The 21,578-nt window shown below is 68.2% G+C and carries 23 protein-coding genes; 22 read left to right on the plus strand and 1 reads right to left on the minus strand.

From position 1 onward, the window contains the following. The first annotated feature begins 4 nt into the window (after positions 1 to 4). From BMX67_RS11390 to BMX67_RS11485, 21 genes are all read left to right on the plus strand, one after another. Positions 5 to 2,062 (plus strand): prohead protease/major capsid protein fusion protein, encoded by a 2,058-nt coding sequence (locus tag BMX67_RS11390; RefSeq protein WP_090735001.1) that lies wholly within the window; start codon positions 5 to 7, stop codon positions 2,060 to 2,062. 15 nt (positions 2,063 to 2,077) lie between these two features. After that, positions 2,078 to 2,650 carry an HNH endonuclease signature motif containing protein gene (locus BMX67_RS11395; protein ID WP_090735003.1) on the plus strand — a complete coding sequence of 191 codons (573 nt, stop codon included), beginning with the start codon at positions 2,078 to 2,080 and terminating at the stop codon, positions 2,648 to 2,650. Between the two features lie 15 nt (positions 2,651 to 2,665). After that, positions 2,666 to 3,001 (plus strand): DUF2190 family protein, encoded by a 336-nt coding sequence (locus tag BMX67_RS11400; protein WP_090735004.1) that lies wholly within the window; start codon positions 2,666 to 2,668, stop codon positions 2,999 to 3,001. Then, on the plus strand, positions 3,001 to 3,312 hold the full coding sequence (locus tag BMX67_RS11405; protein ID WP_090735006.1) for a head-tail joining protein: 312 nt from the start codon (positions 3,001 to 3,003) through the stop codon (positions 3,310 to 3,312). Before BMX67_RS11400 ends, BMX67_RS11405 begins: the two co-directional genes overlap by 1 nt. Next, entirely contained in the window at positions 3,309 to 3,938 is a 630-nt protein-coding gene (locus tag BMX67_RS11410) for a DUF6441 family protein (RefSeq protein WP_090735007.1), read from the plus strand. The genes BMX67_RS11405 and BMX67_RS11410 overlap by 4 nt, the downstream gene beginning before the upstream one ends. A gap of 606 nt (positions 3,939 to 4,544) precedes the next feature. Continuing rightward, complete coding sequence (locus BMX67_RS11420; RefSeq protein ID WP_090735009.1) at positions 4,545 to 4,964, plus strand: acyl-CoA transferase; 420 nt, start codon at positions 4,545 to 4,547, stop codon at positions 4,962 to 4,964. 24 nt (positions 4,965 to 4,988) lie between these two features. Further along, positions 4,989 to 5,927, plus strand: coding sequence for a phage tail tube protein (locus BMX67_RS11425; protein WP_090735011.1), 939 nt, complete (start codon positions 4,989 to 4,991; stop codon positions 5,925 to 5,927). Continuing rightward, the gene (locus BMX67_RS11430) at positions 5,927 to 6,382 is read left to right on the plus strand and encodes a hypothetical protein (protein WP_090735013.1); all 456 of its coding nucleotides are present in this window, start codon (positions 5,927 to 5,929) and stop codon (positions 6,380 to 6,382) included. The genes BMX67_RS11425 and BMX67_RS11430 overlap by 1 nt, the downstream gene beginning before the upstream one ends. Positions 6,383 to 6,465: 83 nt before the next feature. After that, positions 6,466 to 6,609, plus strand: a complete 144-nt coding sequence (locus BMX67_RS19885; protein ID WP_158644569.1) for a DUF7697 family protein — start codon at positions 6,466 to 6,468, stop codon at positions 6,607 to 6,609. Further along, positions 6,602 to 9,019, plus strand: coding sequence for a phage tail tape measure C-terminal domain-containing protein (locus BMX67_RS11435; RefSeq protein ID WP_090735014.1), 2,418 nt, complete (start codon positions 6,602 to 6,604; stop codon positions 9,017 to 9,019). The genes BMX67_RS19885 and BMX67_RS11435 overlap by 8 nt, the downstream gene beginning before the upstream one ends. Then, positions 9,019 to 9,645: a DUF2460 domain-containing protein gene (locus tag BMX67_RS11440; protein WP_090735016.1), complete on the plus strand. Its 627-nt coding sequence runs from the start codon at positions 9,019 to 9,021 to the stop codon at positions 9,643 to 9,645. Before BMX67_RS11435 ends, BMX67_RS11440 begins: the two co-directional genes overlap by 1 nt. After that, the gene (locus BMX67_RS11445) at positions 9,642 to 9,992 is read left to right on the plus strand and encodes a hypothetical protein (RefSeq protein WP_090735018.1); all 351 of its coding nucleotides are present in this window, start codon (positions 9,642 to 9,644) and stop codon (positions 9,990 to 9,992) included. The genes BMX67_RS11440 and BMX67_RS11445 overlap by 4 nt, the downstream gene beginning before the upstream one ends. Further along, positions 9,985 to 10,116, plus strand: coding sequence for a hypothetical protein (locus tag BMX67_RS19990; RefSeq protein ID WP_264080903.1), 132 nt, complete (start codon positions 9,985 to 9,987; stop codon positions 10,114 to 10,116). Before BMX67_RS11445 ends, BMX67_RS19990 begins: the two co-directional genes overlap by 8 nt. Positions 10,117 to 10,120: 4 nt before the next feature. Continuing rightward, positions 10,121 to 10,777 (plus strand): lysozyme, encoded by a 657-nt coding sequence (locus BMX67_RS11450; protein ID WP_090735019.1) that lies wholly within the window; start codon positions 10,121 to 10,123, stop codon positions 10,775 to 10,777. 5 nt (positions 10,778 to 10,782) lie between these two features. Next, positions 10,783 to 11,013 carry a hypothetical protein gene (locus tag BMX67_RS11455; RefSeq protein WP_028031150.1) on the plus strand — a complete coding sequence of 77 codons (231 nt, stop codon included), beginning with the start codon at positions 10,783 to 10,785 and terminating at the stop codon, positions 11,011 to 11,013. Positions 11,014 to 11,099: 86 nt separating this feature from the next. After that, complete coding sequence (locus BMX67_RS11460) at positions 11,100 to 11,330, plus strand: hypothetical protein (RefSeq protein WP_090735021.1); 231 nt, start codon at positions 11,100 to 11,102, stop codon at positions 11,328 to 11,330. Between the two features lie 126 nt (positions 11,331 to 11,456). Further along, positions 11,457 to 12,341, plus strand: coding sequence for a DUF2163 domain-containing protein (locus tag BMX67_RS11465; RefSeq protein ID WP_090735022.1), 885 nt, complete (start codon positions 11,457 to 11,459; stop codon positions 12,339 to 12,341). Next, positions 12,338 to 12,772, plus strand: a complete 435-nt coding sequence (locus BMX67_RS11470; protein ID WP_090735024.1) for an NlpC/P60 family protein — start codon at positions 12,338 to 12,340, stop codon at positions 12,770 to 12,772. The genes BMX67_RS11465 and BMX67_RS11470 overlap by 4 nt, the downstream gene beginning before the upstream one ends. Positions 12,773 to 12,781: 9 nt before the next feature. Further along, on the plus strand, positions 12,782 to 16,747 hold the full coding sequence (locus BMX67_RS11475) for a baseplate multidomain protein megatron (RefSeq protein ID WP_090735026.1): 3,966 nt from the start codon (positions 12,782 to 12,784) through the stop codon (positions 16,745 to 16,747). A 9-nt stretch (positions 16,748 to 16,756) separates the two neighbouring features. After that, a complete protein-coding gene (locus tag BMX67_RS11480) occupies positions 16,757 to 17,833 on the plus strand; it encodes a DUF2793 domain-containing protein (protein ID WP_090735027.1) in 1,077 nt (358 codons plus the stop codon). 157 nt (positions 17,834 to 17,990) lie between these two features. Further along, complete coding sequence (locus BMX67_RS11485) at positions 17,991 to 18,671, plus strand: L,D-transpeptidase (RefSeq protein WP_090735029.1); 681 nt, start codon at positions 17,991 to 17,993, stop codon at positions 18,669 to 18,671. A 36-nt stretch (positions 18,672 to 18,707) separates the two neighbouring features. On the opposite strand, the gene BMX67_RS11490 is transcribed toward BMX67_RS11485, so the two are convergent. Continuing rightward, complete coding sequence (locus tag BMX67_RS11490; protein ID WP_040610620.1) at positions 18,708 to 18,992, minus strand: hypothetical protein; 285 nt, start codon at positions 18,990 to 18,992, stop codon at positions 18,708 to 18,710. A 181-nt stretch (positions 18,993 to 19,173) separates the two neighbouring features. Between BMX67_RS11490 and BMX67_RS11495 the strand changes: the two genes are divergently transcribed. After that, positions 19,174 to 21,528: a heavy metal translocating P-type ATPase gene (locus tag BMX67_RS11495; RefSeq protein ID WP_090735031.1), complete on the plus strand. Its 2,355-nt coding sequence runs from the start codon at positions 19,174 to 19,176 to the stop codon at positions 21,526 to 21,528. Positions 21,529 to 21,578: the final 50 nt, after the last annotated feature.

Genomic DNA, 21,578 nt, shown 5'->3' on the forward strand with positions numbered 1-21,578 from the left:
CCCCATGGACACGATGATCGAACTGCCGGCCATGCGCCGGTCGGCGGAGCTTGCGCCGAACACGGCCGATGCCGACAGCCGCACCGTCGAGGTGGTCTGGTCGGCCGGGGCCCGCGTCCGCCGCGCCACCTTCTTCGGCGAGCCCTATGACGAGGAGCTGAGCCTCGACCCGGCCCATGTCCGCCTCGACCGGCTGAACGCGGGCGCGCCCTTCCTCAAGGTGCACGAGCTCGACACGCTGGATGCGGTGATCGGCTCGGTCGTTCCGGGCTCGGCGCGGATCGAGAACGGCCGCGGCATCGCGCTGGTGCGGATCAGCGAGCGCGCCGATGTCGAACCGATCTGGCGCGACATCCAGGCCGGGCACATCCGCGCGGTCTCCATCGGCTATCAGGTCCACCGCTTCGAGGTCTCGAAGCCCGAGGCGGCCCGGGAGCTTTGGCGGGCCGTGGACTGGACGCCCTTCGAGGTCTCCGCCGTCGCGGTCGGCGCCGACCCCGCCGCCGGTTTCCGCGCCCAGCACCCCCTTCACGACTGCGTCCTCCACCGCCGGGACGCCCCTTCCACAACGAAAGGACCGATCCCGATGACGGACAAGACGGAAACCCCGGCGAGCGACGCCGCAAACCCCACCACCAACCAGCCGACCGAGCCGGTCGAAACCGAGGACACCCCCATGACCGAGCCGAAAGCGGCTGCGTCCGATCCCAAGGTCGCTGCAGTCGAAACCCGGGCACAGCCCCACGCCGCCCAGACCAGCGCGCCCGACACTGAGGCGGTCGCCACCCGCGCCCGCGAGGCCGAGCGCGACCGCGTCTCCACCATCTATGACTTGGCCGGGCGGCTGAACCTCGAGCGCGGCTTCGCCGAGGATCTGGTGAAGCGCGGCGTCAGCATGGACGAGTCCCGCCGACTGATCCTCGACCAGGTCGCGGCGAAGTCGGACGAGACCCGGACCTTCCCCCATGTTTCCGTCCCCCTCGGCGGCCGGGACGAGCTCATCACCCGCCGCGACGCGGTGGCGAACGCGCTGCTGCACCGCTACAGCCCGACACTGTTCCAGCTGGAGGACGCCGCCCGGCAGTATCGCGGCATGACGCTGCTGGAACTCGCCCGCGAAAGCCTCGGCAACGCTGGCGTGAACACCCGGGGCCTCTCGCGCGACGAGGTGGCGACGCGGGCACTGCATTCGACCTCGGACTTCCCCGAGATCCTGTCGGCGGTGACCAACAAGACCCTGCGGCAGGCCTATGACGCTTATCCCCGGACTTTCGCGCTCTTCTGCCGCCAGGTTCTGGCCACCGATTTCAAGTCCATGCACCGCGTCCAGCTGGGCGAGGCGCCGCAGCTGCTGGAGGTCGGCGAAAGCGGCGAGTTCAAGCGCGGCACGCTGGGCGAGAGCAAGGAGAGCTACAAGGTCAAGACCTATGGCCGGGTGGTCGCCATCACCCGGCAGGTGCTGATCAACGACGATCTCGACGCCTTCACCCGCATCCCGGCGATGTACGGAAACTCCATCGCCCAGCTGGAAAGTGACGTCGTCTGGGGCATCATCACCGCCAACCCGGCCATGGCCGATGGCACGGCGCTGTTCCACGCCAACCACAAGAACCTTGCGGGCACTGGCGCAGCGCTGGCCGTCGATGCGGTGGGCGCGGCCCGTGCGGCGATGGCGCTACAGACCGGCCTCGACAAGAAGACGGTGCTGAACATCCGCCCCGCCTTTCTGATCGTGCCCGCCGCGCTGGAACTGAAGGCCGAGCAGCTGGTCGCCCAGAACCTCGTGCCCGCCGCGACCTCCAGCGTGGTGCCGCAGTCGATCCGCACTCTCTCGCCGATCAGCGAGCCGCGCCTCGATGCCGCCAGCGCCACCGCCTGGTATCTGGCGGCCAGCCCGAACCAGATCGACACCATCGAGTACGCCTACCTCGAGGGTCAGCAGGGCGCCTACATCGAGACGCGCAACGGCTTCGACGTCGATGGCGTCGAGATCAAGTGCCGCCTCGACTTCGGCGCCAAGGCCATCGACTGGCGCGGCCTCTACAAAAATCCTGGGGCGTAGGTCCGGCTGGCTCCCATGACGATCGATGATCGACAGGGCGCGGTGCCGATCCCCGGTTTCCCCGGATACCACGTCGACCTGACCGGCCGGGTCTGGAGCGCGCATCGCAAGGGCAGGATCCCTCGCGGTGCGTGCTCTCGCTGGCTGGACCGCCGCGACTGGACGCTGAGGCGGCCGTGGCGTGACCCAGAGGGGTATCTGCACCACACGCTGGTCCGCGAAACGGCAGGCAGCCGCCAGAGGATCGCCCTGCACATTCTGGTCGCGACCACGTTCCTCGGGTCACGACCGGAGGGGTTGGTCGTCGCCCATCTCGACGGCGACAAGTCCAACAACGGCGTCGAAAACCTCGCCTATGTCACGCAGCGCGAGAACATCGGGCACAAGCGCGACCACGGCACGATGTGCTGCGGCGACCGTTCGCATCTCTCGCGCCTGACCGATCATCAATGCAGCCGGATGCTCGACTGCCTCGGTGCGGGGTTCTCCCGCCGCGAGGTGGCCAGGGCGTTCGGCGTCACCGTCAGCCACGTCGCCGCCCTGAAGACGGGCCGCATCCGAAAGCACCTGACCAATCAGCACGTCTGAGAAAGGATCCTCCCCATGAAAAACTACGTCCAGCCCGGCAACACCATCACCCTGACCGCGCCCTATACCGTCGCCTCCGGCGATGGCCTGCTCGTCGGCTCCATCTTCGGCATCGCCGCCGGAGCGGCCACCCTCGGCGAGCCCGTCGAGACCGCGCTCGTCGGCGTCTTCGACATCACCAAGATCGGCTCGCAGGCCTGGACGGTCGGCACCAAGGTCTATTGGGACGACACCAACAAGCGCTGCACCACGGTAGCGACCGACAACACTCTCATCGGCGTGGCCACCGAGGCGGTGGCGAGCGGCGCCGGCGACACCATCGGCCGGGTGCGCCTGAACGCGGCCTTCTGATGAGCGCCTTCGCCGCCGCAGTGGGCGCGCTCTTCGCGGATCCCAACATCGGCCGAGACGCGATCTACATCGCCGATGGCGGCGCGCCCGTCCTGGTGCGCGGCGTCGCCCGGCGTGCGGATGTCGTCTCCGACTTCGGCGACGCGCGTCTCTGGTCCGAGACCACCCGGGTCGACCTGCGCGTCGCCGAGGTGACGAACCCGCGCGCGGGCGACCGCATCGAGATCGACGGGGATGCCTTCCTCATCCAGGGCGAGCCCGTTCGTGACCGCGAGCGGCTGGTCTGGACCGTCGATCTGAGGCCCGCGTGAAACTGAAGCTCGATATCGATCCCGACATCGTCGCGATGATGGCGGCCGAAGTCGCGGCGGGCGAACGCGCTGTCACGGCCGCCATGCGCGAGGCCGGTCCCGGGCTGAAGACGGCGTGGCGGCTGCAGATCACTGGCGCGGGGCTCGGGCCCCGGCTCGCCAACTCGATCCGAAGCCAGAACTTCCCGAGGTCGGGCGAGAGCCTGGAAGCCGCGGCGCTGGTCTGGTCGAAAGCACCGGTCATCGTGGGTGCGCATGACACCGGCCCGCTGATCCGCTCGAAAGACGGGTTCTGGCTGGCGATCCCGTTGCCCGCGGCGGGCAAATCCCTGCGCGGCAGCCGCATCACGCCCGGCGAATGGGAGCGCCGCCGCGGGCTGCGCCTGCGCTTCGTCTATCGCCGCACCGGCCCGAGCCTGCTGGTGGCGGAGGGGCGGCTGAACACGAAGGGTCAGGCGGTGGTGTCGCGCTCGAAGACCGGGCGCGGCAAGGTCACCGCGCCGATCTTCCTGCTGGTTCCGCAGGTCAAGCTGCCGAAGCGGCTCGACCTCGCGCGGGATGCAGACCGGACGTTGAACAGCGTGCCGGGGCTGATCGTGGCGAATTGGGTGGAGGGGAGGCTGTAGATGGCCTAAGCCGAAAGAAATGGCGGAGTTATCCATGAGGTCAGAAACTGTTCTCGAGAGATTGCTTGAATCTCCCCCGGTCAGATTGAACGCGTTGCCTACCGATCAGGGCATATATGCCTTGTACGATCATGAAGGCGTGGCCCGCTACATCGGAGTGACAGAGATGGGTCTGAGAAGGCGGATCCATGACTACCATGTTGGTGGAGATGGAAATAGCCACAAGTTCTCCACGATATACAATGCGGGGCGCATGTTTCACACGCGGGGCGACCTGTTTACACATGCTGGAGACGGGCGCGCTGCAAAAGAGCTTCGACGTATGTTTTCGAGAAGATATTGCAGTGCAGTCGGTATGCCTCTGCAACATTGTTCGAAAACAGAACTCTACGCTCTCGAAACTCAAGTTAGGCGGATTGCGCCGAAGCATGCGCTTAGTTGGAATGACGCTCGCGCGCTGGATGCTTACGAGCCAACAGAGCTTCTTAACGAATTTCTCAAAGAGATTAGTTGGCCATCTGCAAAGTCGGAGGCCATTGCGCGACAAGCTGGACGTTGGGGCCAGAAGGTAGCCGCAGCAACAGCCTCTGGTGACGTGTAACTTTCATGCCCACCCCGCGCGAAACCATCCTCGCCGCGCTGCACGCGCGGCTCTCGGTGCTGCCCGCCACCGCCCTGCGCGGTGAGGTGCTGCCCGAGCGCGTGCCGGCCGAGGGGCTGCTGATCCTGCGCGATGGCGAGCCAGGGGAGCCGGAGGTCACACTGTCGCCGCTACACTACCATTATCAGCACCGCGCCGAGATCGAGGCGGTCGTTCAGGGCGCCGACCGTGACGCCGCCTTCGACACGCTGACCGCCAGCGTCGGCTCGATGCTTGCCGCCGACCGCACGCTGGGCGGGCTCTGCGACTGGGTCGAGGCGAAAGCGCCGCGGCCGGTCGATCTGCCGGTCGAAGGCGCGGCGAGCCTGAAGGCGGCCGTCATCCCGGTGGTGCTGCACTATTCCACGGCCGACCCGCTGGCCTGACCCAACCGACCACAGGAGACGAACATGGCACGAGCCCAAGGGGCGCGGGCGCTGATGGCGCTTGCGTTCGAAACGACCTATGGAACGCCGCCCGCCAGCGGCTTCACCCGCATGCCCTTCGCCAGCACATCGCTCGGCGCGGAGCAGCCGCTCCTCAACTCCGAGCTTCTCGGCTACGGACGCGACCCGCTGGCGCCGATCAAGGACGCGGTGACGGCTGACGGCGACGTCGTGGTGCCGCTCGACGCAGAGGCCTTCGGCTTCTGGCTGAAGGCGGCGTTCGGCGCACCGACCACCACCGGCACCGGCCCCTGGACGCACGAGTTCCAGTCGCGGTCCTGGACGCTGCCCTCGATGTCGATCGAGACCGGCATGCCCGAGGTGCCGCGTTACGCGATGTATTCCGGCTGCGTGCTCGACCAGATCACCTGGCAGATGCAGCGCTCCGGCCTGCTGACGGCAACTGCGCGGCTGGTCGCACAGGGCGAGACGGTCGGCACGACCACCAGCGCCGGGACACCCGCCGCGCTGGAGCTGAAGCGTTTCGGGCATTTCAACGGGGCGATCACGCGCAACGGGTCCGCCCTCGGCAACGTGGTCTCAGCCGAGATCACCTACGCCAACAACCTCGACCGGATCGAGACGATCCGCTCGGACGGCCGCATCGACGGCGCCGACCCGTCCATCGCCGCGCTGACCGGCCGGATCGAGGTGCGCTTCGCCGACCAGACGCTGGTGACGCAGGCCATCAACGGCGAGGCCTGCGAGATGGAATTCGCCTACGTCCTCCCCTCGGGCGAAAGCTTCACCTTCACCGTGCACGCCGTCTACCTGCCGCGCCCGCGCATCGAGATCTCGGGTCCGCAGGGCGTCCAGGCGACGTTCGACTGGCAGGCCGCGCGCGACAGCGTCGTCGGCCGGATGTGCACCGCCACCCTCGTGAATGAAGTGGAGACGTATTGATGCTCACGCTCGACCTGACCAACGCGCCGCGCTGGCACGACGTCGCCCCCGGCGTCCGGGTGCAGCTGCGCCCGCTGACCACGGCGCTAATGGTGGCGACCCGGAGCGATCCCGCCGTCGAGGCAGTTCCGGAAGAAGCCTCGGACGAGGAACGCGCCGTCGCTTTCGCGAAGGCGCTCGCGCGGCGTGCCGTGCTCGCCTGGGACGGCATCGGGGACGCGGATGGCAACGTGATCGACCCGAGCCCGGAGGCCATCGACGCGCTGCTCGATGTCTGGCCGATCTTCGAAGCCTTCCAGCTGACCTACGTCTCGAAGGGTCTGCTGCTGGAACAGGAAAAAAACGCCTCCGCGCTCTCGCCGAATGGTCCTTTGGCGGGGGCGAGCGCTACTGCGAAGCATGCGCACCCTACGAGGGCCGCGAGCAAGCCTGCCCGGACTGCCCGGCGCGGCTGAACCGTCCGGCAACGCCAGAGGGTTGGCAGGTCTGGGACCTTGTCGGCCGACTCGGCGGCCAACTGCGTGTCCTGCCCGGCGCGGTGACCGGCTGGGACATGTCGGCGGCGCTCGCGCTCGGTGACGCACTCGGCGTGCCGCCGCTCGCCATGGCCGAACTGCTGCCTGTCATCGAAGCGGTGATGGTCGCCAAGCTCAACGAGCAGATGGAGCACTCCCATGGCTGAGAAGAGGGTCAGCGTCCGCCTCGCGGCCGTGGGCGGACGGCAGGTGCGCGCCGAGCTGGAAGGCGTGGGCGAGGCCGGGTCGCGCGGCTTCGGACGGCTGAGCCGGGAGATGGAGGCCGCGAACGCGAGGCTAGCGGCATTTTCCCGTCGCGTTGCCGTAGCCGCTGCCGCCGCAGTTGCAGCTGCCGCCGCGGCGGGCGTGGCGATGATCCGCTCCGGTCTGCAGACGGTCGATGCGCAGGCCAAGCTCGCCCAGTCCCTCGGCACCACCGTCGCCTCGATCCAGACGCTGGAGCGCGCGGGCGAGCTGGCTGGTGTGTCCATGTCCGGCATCGAGCAGGCGACGAAGGACCTGACGCGGCGACTCAGCCAGGCTGCCGCCGGGACCGGCCCCGCCGCGGACGCGCTGGACCGGCTCGGCCTCTCGGCCGCCGACCTGATCGCGCTGCCGCTCGACGCGCGCGTCGGCGCGATCAACGCCGCGATCGAAAGCTTCGTCCCCGTCGCGGAGCGCGCGGCCGTCGCCGGCCAGCTCTTCGGCGAGGAAGGCTCCATCGCCATGAGCCGGATCGACACCGCGACGCTGCGTCAGGCAACGGAGGACGTCCTCGCCTTCGGCGTCGTTGTCTCGGAGCAGGACGCGGACCAGATCGAGCGGACGAACGATGCGATCTCCCGGCTCGGGCTGATCTGGCGCGGGCTGGCGAACCAGCTGGCCGTCGCCGCGGCGCCTGCGCTGGAAGCCGTCGCCAGCGCCATGGCGGCGGTCGCCAGCCGCACCGGACCGCTTGGCATCGCGATCCGCGGCCTCTTCGACAACATCGGTCGCCTGACCACCTATGCCGCCACCTTCGCCGCCTTCCTCGCGGGACGCTGGGTGGCGGGGATGGCCGCTGCGGCCCTGTCAGTTCGCGGCCTCGCCACCGCGCTCGTCGTGTTGCGGGGCGCGCTGATCCGCACCGGCATTGGGGCGCTGATCGTCGGCGCGGGCGAGCTGGTCTATCAGTTCACCCGCCTCGTCTCCGGCGCGGGCGGGTTTGGCGAAGCGATGTCGCTCTTGAAGGACGTCGCCGTCGAGGTCTGGGAGCGGACCCGGATGGGCGCAGCGGCTGCAGGCGCGGCCGCCACGGCGATGTTTTTCGACCTGAAGGCGGACGCCGCCTCGGGCATGCAGAGCGCCATCGAGAGCGTCGTGGGTTTCGGCAACACCGCCGCGAACACGTTCGAGGGCGCCTACGAGGCGATCAAGGCGATCTGGGGTCTGCTGCCCGCCGCCATCGGCGATCTGGCGTTCCAAGCGGCCAACAGCCTGGTCGACGGCGTCGAGGCGATGCTGAACGGCGTGGTCGCGCGCATCAACAGCTTCATCGGCGGCATCAATCAGGGGCTGGAAGCGCTGGGGTCGGAGCGCCGCATCGCGCTGGTGCCGGACCTCGACCTCGGCGAGATCGAGAACCGCTTCGAGGGTGCGGCGACGGCCGCGACCACCGCCGCGCAGACGGCGTTTGACCGGGCGTTCGAGGACAACCCGCTCACCGCGCCCGATCTCGGCCTGACCGAGGCGGCGAACAGGGCGCTCGAGTCCGCCAACCTTTACCGCAGCGCGGCGCGCGACCTGGCGGAGGGGGCCCGTGCGCCCCTCGAAAGCTGGCAGGCCCTGCGCGATGCGGTGCGCGGCACCGATGAGGACGGAGCCGATGCGCTGACCGAGGCCACCGGTGCGGCCGAACGACTGGAGACGGCGCTCGGCGATGCAGGTCGCGCGGCGACAGGTGCAGGCGCGGCGGCCGGGGCTGCTGCTGCGGCAGCAGAGCCCGTGACCGAAGCTGCCGTCACCGGTTGGCAGGCCGTCACGGCGGCGCTGTCAGATTACGCCAGCAAGGCGCGCGAGATCGGCGGCGATATCGGCCAGAGCCTCGTTGGCGCCTTCCAGTCGGCCGAGAACGCGGTGGGCCAGTTCGTGAAGACCGGCAAGCTGAACTTCCGCGATCTCGTCACCTCGCTGCTCGCCGATCTCGCCCAGCTCGCGGCGCGGCGGTTCATCCTCGGGCCGATCGCCAATGCGCTCTCGGGCGTGTTCTCCGGTGCTGGCGGCATCTTCGCAAACGTCCTGCATGCGGGCGGGATGGTCGGATCGGCCGGCCCCTCGCGCTTGGTTCCGGCCCCGGCCTTCTCCGCCGCGCCGCGGATGCATGGCGGCGGCATGGCCGGACTTCGCCACGACGAGGTGCCCGCGATCCTGCAGCGGGGCGAACGGGTTCTGTCTCGACGCGAGGCTCAGAGCTACGGCGCGGGCGGCGGGGTCAACGTCACCATCATGGCGCGTGACGCCGAGAGCTTCCGGCAATCGCGCACGCAGGTCGCGGCGGACATCGCCCGTGCGGTCTCGCTCGGGCGGAGGGGCATGTGATGGCGTTTCACGAGGTCCGGTTTCCCGACGACATCAGCCGCGGTGCCCGCGGCGGGCCGGAGCGGCGCACGCAGATCGTCGAGCTTGCGTCGGGCGACGAAGAGCGCAACGCCAGCTGGGCCAATTCGCGCCGCCGCTATGACGTCGCCTATGGCATCCGCCGCGCGGACGATCTGGCGGCCGTGGTCGCCTTCTTCGAGGCGCGGAACGGTCGGCTCCATGGCTTCCGCTTCAAGGACTGGGGCGACCACAAGTCCTGTCTACCCTCGGGCACGGCATCGCCCACCGACCAGGCGATCAGCACCGGCGACGGCGCAACGACCGCCTTCCAGCTGGTGAAGCGCTACGCCTCCGGGGCGCAGTCCTGGGCGCGCGCCATCGCCAAGCCGGTGGCGGGCACCGTGCGCATCGCCCTCGGCGGGGTGGATCAACCCTCCGGCTGGTCGGTCGACACCACGACAGGTGTCGTCAGCTTTGGCGCGGCACCGGGCGCAGGCGTCGCGATCACCGCGGGCTTCGAGTTCGACGTGCCGGTCCGCTTCGACACCGATGCGCTCGACGTGACGCTCGACCTCGAGCGGCTCGGCTCGATCACCTCCATTCCGCTTCTGGAGATTCGGCGATGAACGACACCGGCAGCTTCGTCGCCGCCGTGTTGCGCGAGCTCGCGGCCTCGACCGCCGTGATCCTCGCCGCCTGGGGCGCGCTCGGCGGCGCCACGAACGCACTGACCACGAGGATGCGGCTGCGCGATGCGCTGCGGCACATCCTGCTCGGCGGGCTAATCGCGGCCGGGATGGGGAGCCTCTCCATGGCCGTGATCACCGCCTGGCTCAGCCTTCCGCCCGAGGCGATCCCTGCGGGCGGGGCGGCGGGCTCGGCGGCGTATCTCGTCGGGGTCTTCGGGCCGGCCTTCATCGAGATGCTGCTCGCCCGGCTACGCCGCGCCAACGAAGGCGACGGCGATGAATGAGCTTCTCCGCCTCGCGCGCTTCCTCCGCTGCGAACCCACCGATCCCCGGCAGGCCTTCCGCCACCGCCTGGCGGTAGGCTTCGCCGTCGCGACGCTGATCCTGATCCTCTCGCTTCTCCGGTAATCTCATGCACATGACCGACCGGGGCCTGCTGGCCCTCGTCCGGCACGAAGGACTCGTGCCCGGGCCCTATCTCGATGTGAAACAGGTCTGGACCTTCGGCATCGGCCACACGGCCGCGGCCGGGCCCCCTGATCCGGCCACCATGCCCCGAGGCATGTCCGCCGATCTCGACGCCGGCATCCGCGAGGCCTTCCGGGTATTCCGCGCCGACCTGGCTGCTTACGAGGCGGCCGTCCTGCGCGCCGTGAAGGTGCCGCTGGCGCCGCATGAATTCGATGCGCTGGTCAGCTTCCAATACAACACCGGCGGCATCTCCAAGGCCGCGCTGACCCGACATCTCAATGCCGGAAATCGCGTTGCGGCCGCCGACGCGTTTCTGAACTGGCGGCGACCGGCGTCGATCATTCCGCGCCGGGAGGCGGAGCGCGACCTGTTCCGCCATGGCCGCTATCCCGGCGGTACGATCCCGGTCTGGTCGGTGGATCGCACAGGCCGCGTGGACTTCTCGCGGCCGATCCGTCGCCTGACCGAGGATGAGGCCCTGGCCTTGGCTCGCGGTCCGTCGCCGACGCCTCCGGTCCTCGCCCCTTCACCCACCGCGCCGACCAGCTGGCTCGCCCGGCTGGCCGCCTTCTTTTCCACCCTGATCCGGAGGGCCTGATCCCCATGCGCTACGTTCGTCCCAATTCGCTCACCTGGTGGGCGGGACTTCTCGCCATGCTCACCGGCATCGCCTCCCTCGCGCTGCCCGCCACCGGGCCGCTCGGGGAACTGTCCCGGCTCGTCGCGCTGCTTGCCGGCTCTGGCGATGCCTCGCCAGCGGGGCTGATGTTCCTCGGTCTCGGCCTGATCGGCCTGCGCGACCGGATCGAGCGCGGGTTCCGCGGCGATGCTTGAGTTTCTCGCGGGTCTGGTCGTGGGCGGCTGCCTCGGGGTCTTCGTCGCAGCCCTCTGCGTCGCCGCCGCGCACGGGGAGCGGGACGATGGCTGAGTTCCTGATCTGGCTGGTCGCAGCTCTCGGCGCGATCGGGGGCGTTGTCCTCGGCCGGGGCTGGGGGCGCGCAGAAGGGAAGCGCGCGGGCAAACGGGAGGCGGAACGCGATGCCATGGAAGACAACAGCAAGCGCGTCGAGCGCGGGCGCGACGCGGTTCGCGATGGCCGCGGCGCTGGCGATCCTGCTGAGCGGCTGCGCCGCAACGATGGGCAGTGGTGATGCGGGCTGCGCCTCCTATGCCGAGGCGCGGCTCGCCCGGCCAGCTGCCGAGACCGTCGCGGAGGTGCCGCACGCATGGGCGAATTGGATCGCCGATCTCGACGACCGCATGGCGGGAACCTGCCGATGAAATCCCTCTCACCCGCCCTTCAGGCCCATCTCGACGACGGCACAACAACTCTTGCCTGGTGCTGGCGGATCACCCGCGTCGACGGCGTGAGCTTCGGCTTCACCGATCACGACCGGACGCTCAGCTTCGATGGCACGGACTTCGAACCCGAGAGCGGGCTCACTGCGTCCGAGGTGCGCTCGGGCTCGGACCTCTCGGTCGACGCGCAGGATGCCGAGGGTGTGCTGACCTCGGACCGGATCACCGAGACCGACATTCTCGACGGCCGCTGGGACAATGGAGAGGTCGAGGTCTGGCGGGTGAACTGGACCGATACGAGCCAGCGCGTGCTGATGCGGCGCGGCGCCATCGGCCAGATCCGGCGCGGGCGGCTGGCCTTCGTTGCCGAGGTCCGCTCGCTTGCGCATGTGCTCGGCCAGACGGTCGGGCGGACTTTTCAGGCGACCTGCGATGCCGCGCTCGGCGATGCACGCTGCGGCGTCGATCTGGAGGGCCCGGCCTACAAGGGCACGGGCGCAGTGATCGATCTGCTGCGCGACCGGTCCTTCACCGCCTCGGGCCTCGGCGGCTTCGCCTCCGGCTGGTTCACCTTCGGCACGCTGGACTGGACGAGCGGAGCGAACGCCGGACGACGCACCGAGGTTTTGGGCCATGACGTGACGGACGGCATCGCGGTGCTGACGCTGCTCGAGGCGCCGGTGCGGTCCATCGCCGACGGCGACGCCTTCACCATCCGCGCGGGCTGCGACAAGCGTATGGAGACCTGCGGCGCGAAGTTCGCCAACACCGTCAACTTCCGGGGTTTCCCGCACATCCCGGGCCAGGATGCCGTGCTGCGCTACGCCACGAAGGACGGCGGGCACGAGGGGTCGGTGCTGTGAACGCCGCTGATCCCCAGCACGTCATCACCATTGCGCGGTCCTGGCTCGGAACGCCGTATCATGATCAGGCCAGCCTGCGCGGTGTCGGCTGCGATTGCCTCGGGCTGGCGCGGGGCGTCTGGCGCGAGGTCGTCGGCCCCGAGCCGTTCCCGATCCCGCCCTACAGCCGGGACTGGGGCGAGACCGGGCCGCGCGAGGTTCTGGCCGAGAGCGCACGCCGGATGATGATCGAGGTGTCGCCCGCCGAGGCAGGCCCCGGCGCGCTGATCCTCTTCCGCATGAAGCCCCGCGCCATCGCCAAGCATGTCGGGATCCTGACCGGCCCAGACATTTTCCTCCATGCATACGAGCGGCTCGGCGTGATCGAGGAACCGCTCACTCCATGCTGGCGGCGGCGCATCGCCTTCGCTTTCCTGTTCCCGCAACGCTGAGACCCGACCATGGCAACGCTTGTCCTCGGTGCCGCTGGCGCCGCCATTGGCGGTTCGATCGGCGGGGCGATCCTCGGCGTCAGCGCCGCGACCATCGGCGGCTTCATCGGCTCCACCATCGGCTCGGTCGTCGACAGCTGGATCATCTCGTCGCTGGCGCCCACCCAGCGCATCGAGGGCGCGCGGCTCGATACGCTGCGCATCACCTCGGCCACCGAGGGCGCGGTGATCCCGCGGCTCTACGGCCGGATGCGCATGGGCGGCAACATCATCTGGGCGACCGATTTCCGCGAGGAGACGAAGACGACCACGCAGGGCGGCGGCAAGGGCGGTGGGGGCGGCAAGGTCAAGACCACCGAGTATCTCTACTATGCCAGCTTCGCCGTGGCGCTCTGCGAAGGCCCGATCACCGGGATCGGCCGCATCTGGGCCGACGGCAAGCCGATGGACCTCTCCGGCGTCACCTGGCGCTGGTATCCGGGCGACGAGGCGCAGACGGTGGACCCGTTCATCGCCGCGAAGATGGGCGCGGCCAGCACGCCCGCCTATCGCGGCACGGCCTATGTGGTCTTCGAGGAACTGGCGCTTTCCACCTACGGCAACCGCCTGCCACAGCTCTCCTTCGAGGTGTTCCGCCCGCTGGCCGACCCCGACACCGCCGAGGGGCTGACCCGCGCCGTCACCATGATCCCGGCCTCGGGCGAGTTTACCTATGCGACGCAGGCGATCCGCAAGACCGATGGCGGCGCGACGGTACCCGAGAACCTGAACGCGCTGGCCGACTCCACCGACATGGTGGAGGCGCTGGACCGGCTGCAGGCGATGGCGCCTGCGGTCGAAAGCGTCAGCCTCGTCGTGGCCTGGTTCGGCGACGATCTGCGCGCGGGCTCCTGCAAGCTGCGCCCCGGCGTCGAGGTCTCGGCCAAGTCGACGACGCCCGCCAGCTGGTCGGTGAACGGCGTGAGCCGCGCCAATGCCTTCCTGGTCAGCCGCGACGATCAGGATCGCCCGGTCTATGGCGGCACGCCGTCCGACTTCGCGGTGGTTCAGGCGATCCAGGAGATGAAGGCGCGCGGACTGCGTGTCACCTTCTATCCCTTCATCCTGATGGACGTGCCGCCCGGCAACACGCTGCCGAACCCGTATTCCGACAGCGCCGCCGAGACCGGCCAGCCCGCATTCCCCTGGCGGGGGCGGATCACCTGTTCCCCGGCCGCTGGCTACGCCGGATCGGTGGACAAGACGGCCACGGCGGCAAGCCAGGTCGCGGCGCTGTTCGGCGCGGCGACACCTGCGAGCTTCAGCGTGGCGGGCGAGAGCGTCAGCTGGACCGGGCCATCCAGCGACTGGGGCCTGCGGCGCATGGTGCTGCACTACGCCCATCTCTGCGCGGCGGCGGGCGGGGTCGATGCGTTCCTGATCGGGACCGAGATGCCGGGGCTGACGACGATCCGCTCGGGCGCGGCCACCTATCCGGCGGTGCAGGCCTACCGGGATCTGCTCGCGGATGTGCGCTCGATCCTCGGGTCCGGCACGAAGATCGGCTATGCCGCCGACTGGAGCGAGTATTTCGGGCACCAGCCGGGCGACGGCTCGGGCGACGTGTACTTCCACCTCGATCCGCTCTGGGCCGACCCGGAGATCGATTTCGTCGGGATCGACAATTACATGCCGCTGTCGGACTGGCGCGACGGGTTCGATCATGCGGACGCGGCCGAGGGCTGGCCCGCGATCTATGACCGGGCCTATCTGCAGGCGAACATCGCGGGCCGCGAAGGCTTCGACTGGTTCTATGCATCGGCGACGGATCGGTCGGCACAGGTCCGGACGCCGATTGCCGATGGCGCCGCCGGCAAGCCATGGGTCTTCCGCTACAAGGATCTGCGCAGCTGGTGGTCGAACCCGCATTACAATCGCCCCGGTGGGGTGGAGAGCGGCACGCCGACAGCATGGGTGCCGCAATCCAAACCCATCCGCTTCACCGAACTCGGCTGCCCGGCCATCGACCGGGGCACCAACCAGCCCAACGTCTTCTTCGACCCGAAGTCATCCGAGAGCTTCACGCCGCATTTCTCGCGGGGCTGGCGCGATGACGCCATTCAGCGCGCCTATCTCGAGGCCACGTATCTCTGGTGGGGCGAGGCCGCGAACAACCCGGTGTCATCGGACTACGGCGGCCGGATGGTGCACGTCCCCGAATGCGCCGCCTGGACCTGGGACGCGCGGCCCTATCCGTTCTTCCCGGCGCTGACCGACGTCTGGACGGACGGCGCGAACTGGCGGCTCGGCCACTGGCTGACGGGGCGGCTCGGCGCTGTGTCGCTGGCGGCCCTCGTGCGGCACCTCTGCCTGCGCGCCGGGCTGCCCGAGGCGCGGATCGACGTCATCGGCCTCTGGGGCGCGGTCGAGGGCTACGCCATCACGGCGCTGGAGAGTCCGCGCGCGTCGATCACCACGCTGTCGCGCCACTTCGGCTTCGACGCCGTGGAGACCGAGGGCGTGATCCGTTTCATCATGCGTGGCCGGGCCTCTGTCGCGACCCTCGCGCCCGACGATCTGGTGGCGGCCCGAGAGGGCGACGTGCTGGAACTGACGCGCGGCCAGGAGACCGAACTGCCGCAGGCGCTGAAGTGGCAGGTCGCGCGGGCCGACGAGGACTACGACGCGGCCCTCGTCGAGGCGCGGCGCATCACCGTCGACACGACACGGATCGCCTCGGAGAGCTTCCCGATGGCGGTGCCGCCCGAGGAAGCCGAGCGGCGCTGCCGCCGCGCGCTGATGGAGGCGTGGGTGGGGCGCGAGACGGCGGCATTCCGTCTGCCGCCCTCGCGGCTCGCGCTCGATCCGGCGGACCCGATCCGGCTCGCCCATGACGGGCGGCTGGTCGACCTGCGGCTCGTCTCCATCGCCGACGCGGAGGCTCGCGGCATCGAGGCGGTCCGCCAGGATCGCGCGACCTACGACCTGCCGCCCGGCGATCCCCGCGCGGCGTCGCTGACGCGCGCCGTGGTGTTCGGCGCGCCGGATGCGCTGCTGCTGGACCTGCCGCAGCTCACCGAGGACCAGCCCGCGCATCGGCCCCTTATTGCGGCGCACGCGGTTCCCTGGCCCGGCGAGATGGCAGTTTTCCGCAGCCCCTCCACGGATGGCTTCGAGCTGCTGACGACGTTCGGCAGTCGCGCCCGGATTGGCCAGCTGGTCTCCGACTTCTACGCGGGCCCCACCTCGCGCTTCGATTTCGGAAATGCGCTTGTGGTCGATCTGCTCACCGGCACGTTGGAAAGCGTCACCGACCTGACCCTGTTCGGGGGCGCCAACGCGCTTGCCATCGAGAGCGCGCCTGGGGTCTGGGAGATCGTGCAGGCCGGCGCGGCCGAGCTGCTCGCGCCCGGTCGATATCGGCTCACCCGGCTTCTGCGCGGACAGCGCGGCACGGAAGGTGCCATGGGCAACCCGGCGCCCGCCGGCGCGCGGGTGGTGGTGCTGGACGACAGCCTCGCGTCGCTGCCGATCGCCGAGGCCGATCTTGGCATCCCGTGGAACTGGCGCATCGGCCCGGCCAGCCGCCCGGTCAGCGACGAGACCTATGTGGCGCAGACCTTTACCCCCGCGGGCGCGGGACTGCGGCCCTTCTCTGTCGCCCATGTCGAGCAGCCGTGGCGTCGCCCACGCACGCCCGGCGATCTGACCATCCGCTGGACGCGCCGGTCCCGCGCTCTTTCCGCCGACAGCTGGGGCGGGCTGGAGGTGCCGCTGGCGGAGGAACTGGAAACCTACGAGGTCGAGATCCTCGACGGCGCAGCCGTGAAGCGGGTGCTGAGCGCGGCCACCACCAGCGCCGTCTACACCGCCGCCCAGCAGAGCGCCGACTGGGGCGCGCCGCTCGCCCCCGGCGACACCGTCAACATCCGCATCTACCAGCTCTCCGCCCTCGTCGGGCGGGGCGCGCCGAAAACCGTCACCCTCACGTTCTGAGGCCATCCCATGTCCGACGCCACGACCCATCTCCTGCTGCCCTACATCCTCGCGGCGCAGGCCCAGAAGCATGTCACTCACAACGAGGCGCTGCGGATCCTAGACGGGCTCGTCCAGCTCTCCGTTCTAGACCGGGATTTGACCGCGCCGCCGGCTTCTCCCGCCGATGGCGACCGCTACATCGTCGGCTCGGGCGCGACCGGCGACTGGGCTGGCTGGGATCTAAACGTGGCTCTGTTCACGGATGGTGCCTGGCTGCGCCTGCCTCCTCGCACCGGATGGCGGGCGTGGGTCGAGGACGAGGGCCTGCTGCTCGTCTACGACGGGTCTGGCTGGATCGGGACAACGCCGGACGTGCTGCAGAACCTTGCGCTTCTTGGGCTGGGGACGACGGCAGATGCGTCGAACCCGTTCTCGGCAAAGCTGAACGCCGCGCTCTGGACCGCTAGGACCGTGGCCGAGGGCGGGACCGGCGATCTCTTCTACACCATGAACAAGGAGGCGGCAGGCGGCGATCTCGGGCTGACCCTCCAGACCGGCTTCGTGACCAAGGCGCTGGTCGGGCTGTTCGGCTCGGACAGGTTCCGGCTCGCCGTCTCGGCCGACGGCAGTACCTTCTTCGACGGGCTGAGCGTCGACAACGCCACCGGCATCGTCGACCAGCCGCGGCTGCCGCGGTTCAAGGCGTACACCAACTACGACAACTATGTCGGCGTAGGAACCTGGACGAAGATCGGCCTGAACAACACCGATTATAACGATCAGGGGGCGTTCGACGCCGCGAACAACCATTTCGTGGCGCCTTCGGATGGCACCTACCTCTTCGGCGCGACGCTGCTTTACAAGATCAACGCCAGCGCCACGGCCCGCATGCGCGGGCGGCTCGTGCTGAACGGCACGACGGAAATCCGCGGCTCCCTCGGCGAAATCTCCGCCACCCATGTCTCGCTAGCCACCGCGATCTGGCTGCAGACCATGGTCCCGCTCACTGCGGGCGACACCGTCGAGTTGCAGGGGTATTTCCGGGTCGCGGACGGCTACTTCGCGGCTGACCACACCTCGTTCTGGGGCGCGAAGATCGGCTGAGCGGCAACAACGGGATTGCACACGCCCCTTTGACCTGTGCGGCGCTAGCGGAAAGAAATGCCTTGAAGCTCTAGTTGGTGGAGGTTGCATATCGAGACACGAAAGCGCTGCTCGTGCCTCGCGAGCCTGCGCAAATGCCCAGAACAAAGGCTGCCAAATGCTGACAAGACGACACTTCGTTCGATCAACCACAGCGCTGTTTTCAGCGTCGGTCTCCGGCCCACTCCTCGCCGATACCTGGCCCACCGAGGCGCAGAAGGCTGCCTGGGATGCACAGGTGACGCCTCCAAATTATGTCCCCGAAACCTCCAATCCTTGGGGTCTGCACCCGCGGTTCCTGCCGCAACGAGTCGTCGCGAAGGACGGTCTCGTACCGGGAGATATCCATGTCGATGCGGTCGCGCGATATCTCTACCATATCGAGGAGGGTGGAACCGCTATGCGTTATGGCGTGGCGATCGGGCGTGGCGACCTCTACGAACCGGGTATCTATACGATACAGCGCAAGGTCGAGTGGCCGCACTGGACCCCGACCCAGAACATGATCGAGCGGGAACCGGAGATTTATGCGCAGTTCGAGGGTGGTGTGGAACCCGGGCCCGAGAACGCGCTCGGATCGCGGGCCATGTACCTCTACGTCGGGGATCGCGACACATATTTGCGGATTCACGGTACCCCGTTTCCGCAAAGTATCGGCAGCCGAGCCAGCTCGGGTTGCGTCAGGATGGTGATGGCGCACATCAACAGTCTCTATCCACGTGTCGAGATCGGCTCGACGGCGTATCTCTATTCGGCGGAAGGCAGCCTTGCGGCACCAGAGGTTGGCGACCTGTGGTGATGCGCGCCGAGCGACGGATGCTGCCGTTCGCATTCGTCAGGCCTGCGCCTGCCGACAGATAGCCGCTCCGTTTCTTGCCCGAAGTGGCAGGAGCGTTGTCTCGACCTGACCGCGATGCTCGTACCAGTAACACCCGTCGTCAGGCAGCAGGCGGACGGTTGAGAGATCCTGACCGTCCGCCGCCAATTCGAGAACGATCTCGGGAACGCCGGACTCGGGTTCAGTGGCAGGCAACTGGCCGACCTCCTGCGAGCCGCAGCTTGCGGTCAGAAAGAGTGCGACGACAGCCATCTTCATCCGTGTCCGAGTAATACTCAGCATTGTTGTTCCTTCCGCTTATGCCACTCCTCGCGACGGTTTTCATGGGTAGTGCTAAAACCGCACGGATCACCGCACTTTCTAGCAAAAATACAAACTGAAATACCACCGTATTTTGCTCTTGAAGCTCTAGCTACTGTAGGGGCTATGTCATGGTGATGCACCCGAATCCAGAGGTCCATTCATGCCGTCCGACACCCATCACCACGATCACGATCATGCCGAAGACGACCAGGCAAACGGCGGCAACTGTTGCGGGAGCGCGGGAACGTGCGGCGACATCGAGCCGACGACGCCCGCGCCGACGGGCGGGCGCAGTTTTCAGGTGTCCGGCCTCGATTGCGCCGAGGAGGTCGCGATCCTGAACAAGGTGGTTGGCCCGAAGATCGGCGGGGCCGAGCATCTCGCGTTCGACGTGATCAATGGACGGATGACTATTCTCGACAGCGCCAAGAGTGTATCGGACGGCGAAATTGCAGAACTGGTCGCAAGCACCGGCATGACCGCCAAGCCCTGGGATGCCGAAAACGCGTCGGTCGACCAGGCGGCCCATCTTGCACGACAGCGGCTGTTTACGGCGCTCAGTGGCGGCTTCTGGGCCGCGGGATTTCTGTGGCACATCATCGAGACCGGCATGGGGGGGGCACTCGGCCTCTTCGCAGGGCACGGCGAAGCGCCGATGCCACTGGTCGAGGCAGGGCTATTCGCGGTTGCGATCCTGTTCGGTGTCTGGCTCGTGGCACCCAAGGCATGGTCGTCCGCACGGAGGCTGTCGCCCGACATGAACCTGCTGATGGTGGTCGCGGTGGCCGGTGCCATAGGGCTTGGCGAATTCTTCGAGGCGGCGACGGTTGCGTTCTTCTTCTCGCTCTCGCTCTACCTCGAAAGCTGGAGCGTCGGGCGTGCGAGGAATGCGGTCTCGGCGCTCTTGGATCTTGCACCACCGACGGCGCGCGTGATCCGCGAAGACGGAAGCGAGGCCGACGTTCCGGCGGCTCAAGTCGCCGTAGGCTCAAGCTTCATAGTACGCGGTGGCGACCGTATCCCCCTCGATGGTGAGGTGACGGACGGCGCGGGCGCGGTCGATCAGGCGCCAATCACCGGAGAGAGTGCGCTGGTCCCAAAGGAACGAGGCGACGAAGTCTATGCCGGCACGATCAACGGCGAAGGCACATTGACGGTGCGCGCCACGAAGGCCGCCTCGGACACCGTCTTGGCCAAGATCATCCGCATGGTCGGCGACGCCCATGCCCGCCGCGCGCCGGTGGAGCAATGGGTGGCGAAGTTCGCCCGCATCTACACGCCTATCGTCATGGCTCTCGCCATTGCAATTGCCCTGCTGCCGCCGCTCATTTTCGGTGGGGCCTGGGATTATTGGTTCTACAATGCACTCGTACTGCTAGTGATCGCCTGCCCGTGTGCTCTGGTCATCTCGACACCGGTCTCCATCGTCGCCGCACTCACCGCCTCAGCGCGGGCCGGAGTGCTGATCAAGGGCGGTGCATATGTTGAGGCACCGGGCAAGACCACTGCACTGGCCATGGACAAGACCGGCACGATCACCATGGGCGTGCCCGAGGTGGCGGCGGTGCATCCGCTGGGTAGAGCATCGGCGCAGGATCTGATGAGCCTCGCCGCGGGGCTCGAGGCACGTTCCTCGCATCCCTTGGCGCGCGCCATTCTCGCGCGGGCAGAAGCCGACGGCATCAAGGTGTCCGCCGCAGAAGATACCCGAACCGTTCCTGGTAGGGGACTTGAAGGACGCACTGACGGCCGGTCGATCTGGCTAGGGTCGGACCGGTTTGCCGAGGAGAAGGGTTTCGGCGACGCCATTCCGAAGGATTTGCGCGACCGCATCGAAGGGGCTGGCAGCACCCTTGTTGCCGTGGGCGACGACACCGGCGTGACCGGCATCCTGGAATTGCGCGACCGTATCCGCCCCGACGCCGAGGGCATCGTGGCACAGCTCCACGCGCAAGGCGTGAAGACCATCGTCATGCTGACGGGCGATAACGAGCGGACGGCGCGCGCCGTTGCAGCCGAGGTCGGCATCGACGAGGTCCGCGCCGAGCTTCTGCCCGAAGACAAAGTGACAGCCATCGAAGAACTGGTCGAAACGCATGACATGGTGGCCATGATCGGCGACGGGGTGAACGACGCCCCCGCCATGGCGCGGGCGCATTACGCCATCGCGATGGGTGCTGTTGGTTCGGACGCGGCAATCGAGACTGCGGATATTGCCCTGATGACCGACGACCTCGGCAAGGTGCCTTGGCTGATCGGTCATTCGCGCCGGACAATGTCGATTATCCATCAGAACATCGGTATTTCCTTGGCGACCAAGGGCGTTTTCGTTGTCGCTACCGCGTTTGGAGTGGCATCGATGTGGGGCGCTATTGCAGCCGACGTAGGAGTGTCATTGCTGGTGGTGGCCAACGCCCTGCGCCTGCTGAACAGCCAAGAGGCTAAGGCGCCGCCGTCCGGCGGTGAACAGGTTGGCCCACAAATGGCAAAGGCCGCGCTTGCCCACGGACATTGATCACGCAGCATTTGCAAGGTAACGTAATGTCCATATCAGACCTCACGAAA

This window comes from Paracoccus homiensis (assembly GCF_900111675.1).
Taxonomy (GTDB): Bacteria; Pseudomonadota; Alphaproteobacteria; order Rhodobacterales; family Rhodobacteraceae; genus Paracoccus; species Paracoccus homiensis.

What these genes read in the sequence shown, in the direction of transcription:
- BMX67_RS11390 (WP_090735001.1), top strand. Translation starts at nt 5, where the DNA reads ATGGACACGATGATCGAACTGCCGGCCATGCGCCGGTCGGCGGAGCTT.
- BMX67_RS11395 (WP_090735003.1), top strand. Translation starts at nt 2,078, where the DNA reads ATGACGATCGATGATCGACAGGGCGCGGTGCCGATCCCCGGTTTCCCC.
- BMX67_RS11400 (WP_090735004.1), top strand. Translation starts at nt 2,666, where the DNA reads ATGAAAAACTACGTCCAGCCCGGCAACACCATCACCCTGACCGCGCCC.
- BMX67_RS11405 (WP_090735006.1), top strand. Translation starts at nt 3,001, where the DNA reads ATGAGCGCCTTCGCCGCCGCAGTGGGCGCGCTCTTCGCGGATCCCAAC.
- BMX67_RS11420 (WP_090735009.1), top strand. Translation starts at nt 4,545, where the DNA reads ATGCCCACCCCGCGCGAAACCATCCTCGCCGCGCTGCACGCGCGGCTC.
- BMX67_RS11425 (WP_090735011.1), top strand. Translation starts at nt 4,989, where the DNA reads ATGGCACGAGCCCAAGGGGCGCGGGCGCTGATGGCGCTTGCGTTCGAA.
- BMX67_RS11430 (WP_090735013.1), top strand. Translation starts at nt 5,927, where the DNA reads ATGCTCACGCTCGACCTGACCAACGCGCCGCGCTGGCACGACGTCGCC.
- BMX67_RS11435 (WP_090735014.1), top strand. Translation starts at nt 6,602, where the DNA reads ATGGCTGAGAAGAGGGTCAGCGTCCGCCTCGCGGCCGTGGGCGGACGG.
- BMX67_RS11440 (WP_090735016.1), top strand. Translation starts at nt 9,019, where the DNA reads ATGGCGTTTCACGAGGTCCGGTTTCCCGACGACATCAGCCGCGGTGCC.
- BMX67_RS11445 (WP_090735018.1), top strand. Translation starts at nt 9,642, where the DNA reads ATGAACGACACCGGCAGCTTCGTCGCCGCCGTGTTGCGCGAGCTCGCG.
- BMX67_RS19990 (WP_264080903.1), top strand. Translation starts at nt 9,985, where the DNA reads ATGAATGAGCTTCTCCGCCTCGCGCGCTTCCTCCGCTGCGAACCCACC.
- BMX67_RS11450 (WP_090735019.1), top strand. Translation starts at nt 10,121, where the DNA reads ATGCACATGACCGACCGGGGCCTGCTGGCCCTCGTCCGGCACGAAGGA.
- BMX67_RS11455 (WP_028031150.1), top strand. Translation starts at nt 10,783, where the DNA reads ATGCGCTACGTTCGTCCCAATTCGCTCACCTGGTGGGCGGGACTTCTC.
- BMX67_RS11460 (WP_090735021.1), top strand. Translation starts at nt 11,100, where the DNA reads ATGGCTGAGTTCCTGATCTGGCTGGTCGCAGCTCTCGGCGCGATCGGG.
- BMX67_RS11465 (WP_090735022.1), top strand. Translation starts at nt 11,457, where the DNA reads ATGAAATCCCTCTCACCCGCCCTTCAGGCCCATCTCGACGACGGCACA.
- BMX67_RS11475 (WP_090735026.1), top strand. Translation starts at nt 12,782, where the DNA reads ATGGCAACGCTTGTCCTCGGTGCCGCTGGCGCCGCCATTGGCGGTTCG.
- BMX67_RS11480 (WP_090735027.1), top strand. Translation starts at nt 16,757, where the DNA reads ATGTCCGACGCCACGACCCATCTCCTGCTGCCCTACATCCTCGCGGCG.
- BMX67_RS11485 (WP_090735029.1), top strand. Translation starts at nt 17,991, where the DNA reads ATGCTGACAAGACGACACTTCGTTCGATCAACCACAGCGCTGTTTTCA.
- BMX67_RS11490 (WP_040610620.1), bottom strand. Translation starts at nt 18,992, where the DNA reads ATGCTGAGTATTACTCGGACACGGATGAAGATGGCTGTCGTCGCACTC.
- BMX67_RS11495 (WP_090735031.1), top strand. Translation starts at nt 19,174, where the DNA reads ATGCCGTCCGACACCCATCACCACGATCACGATCATGCCGAAGACGAC.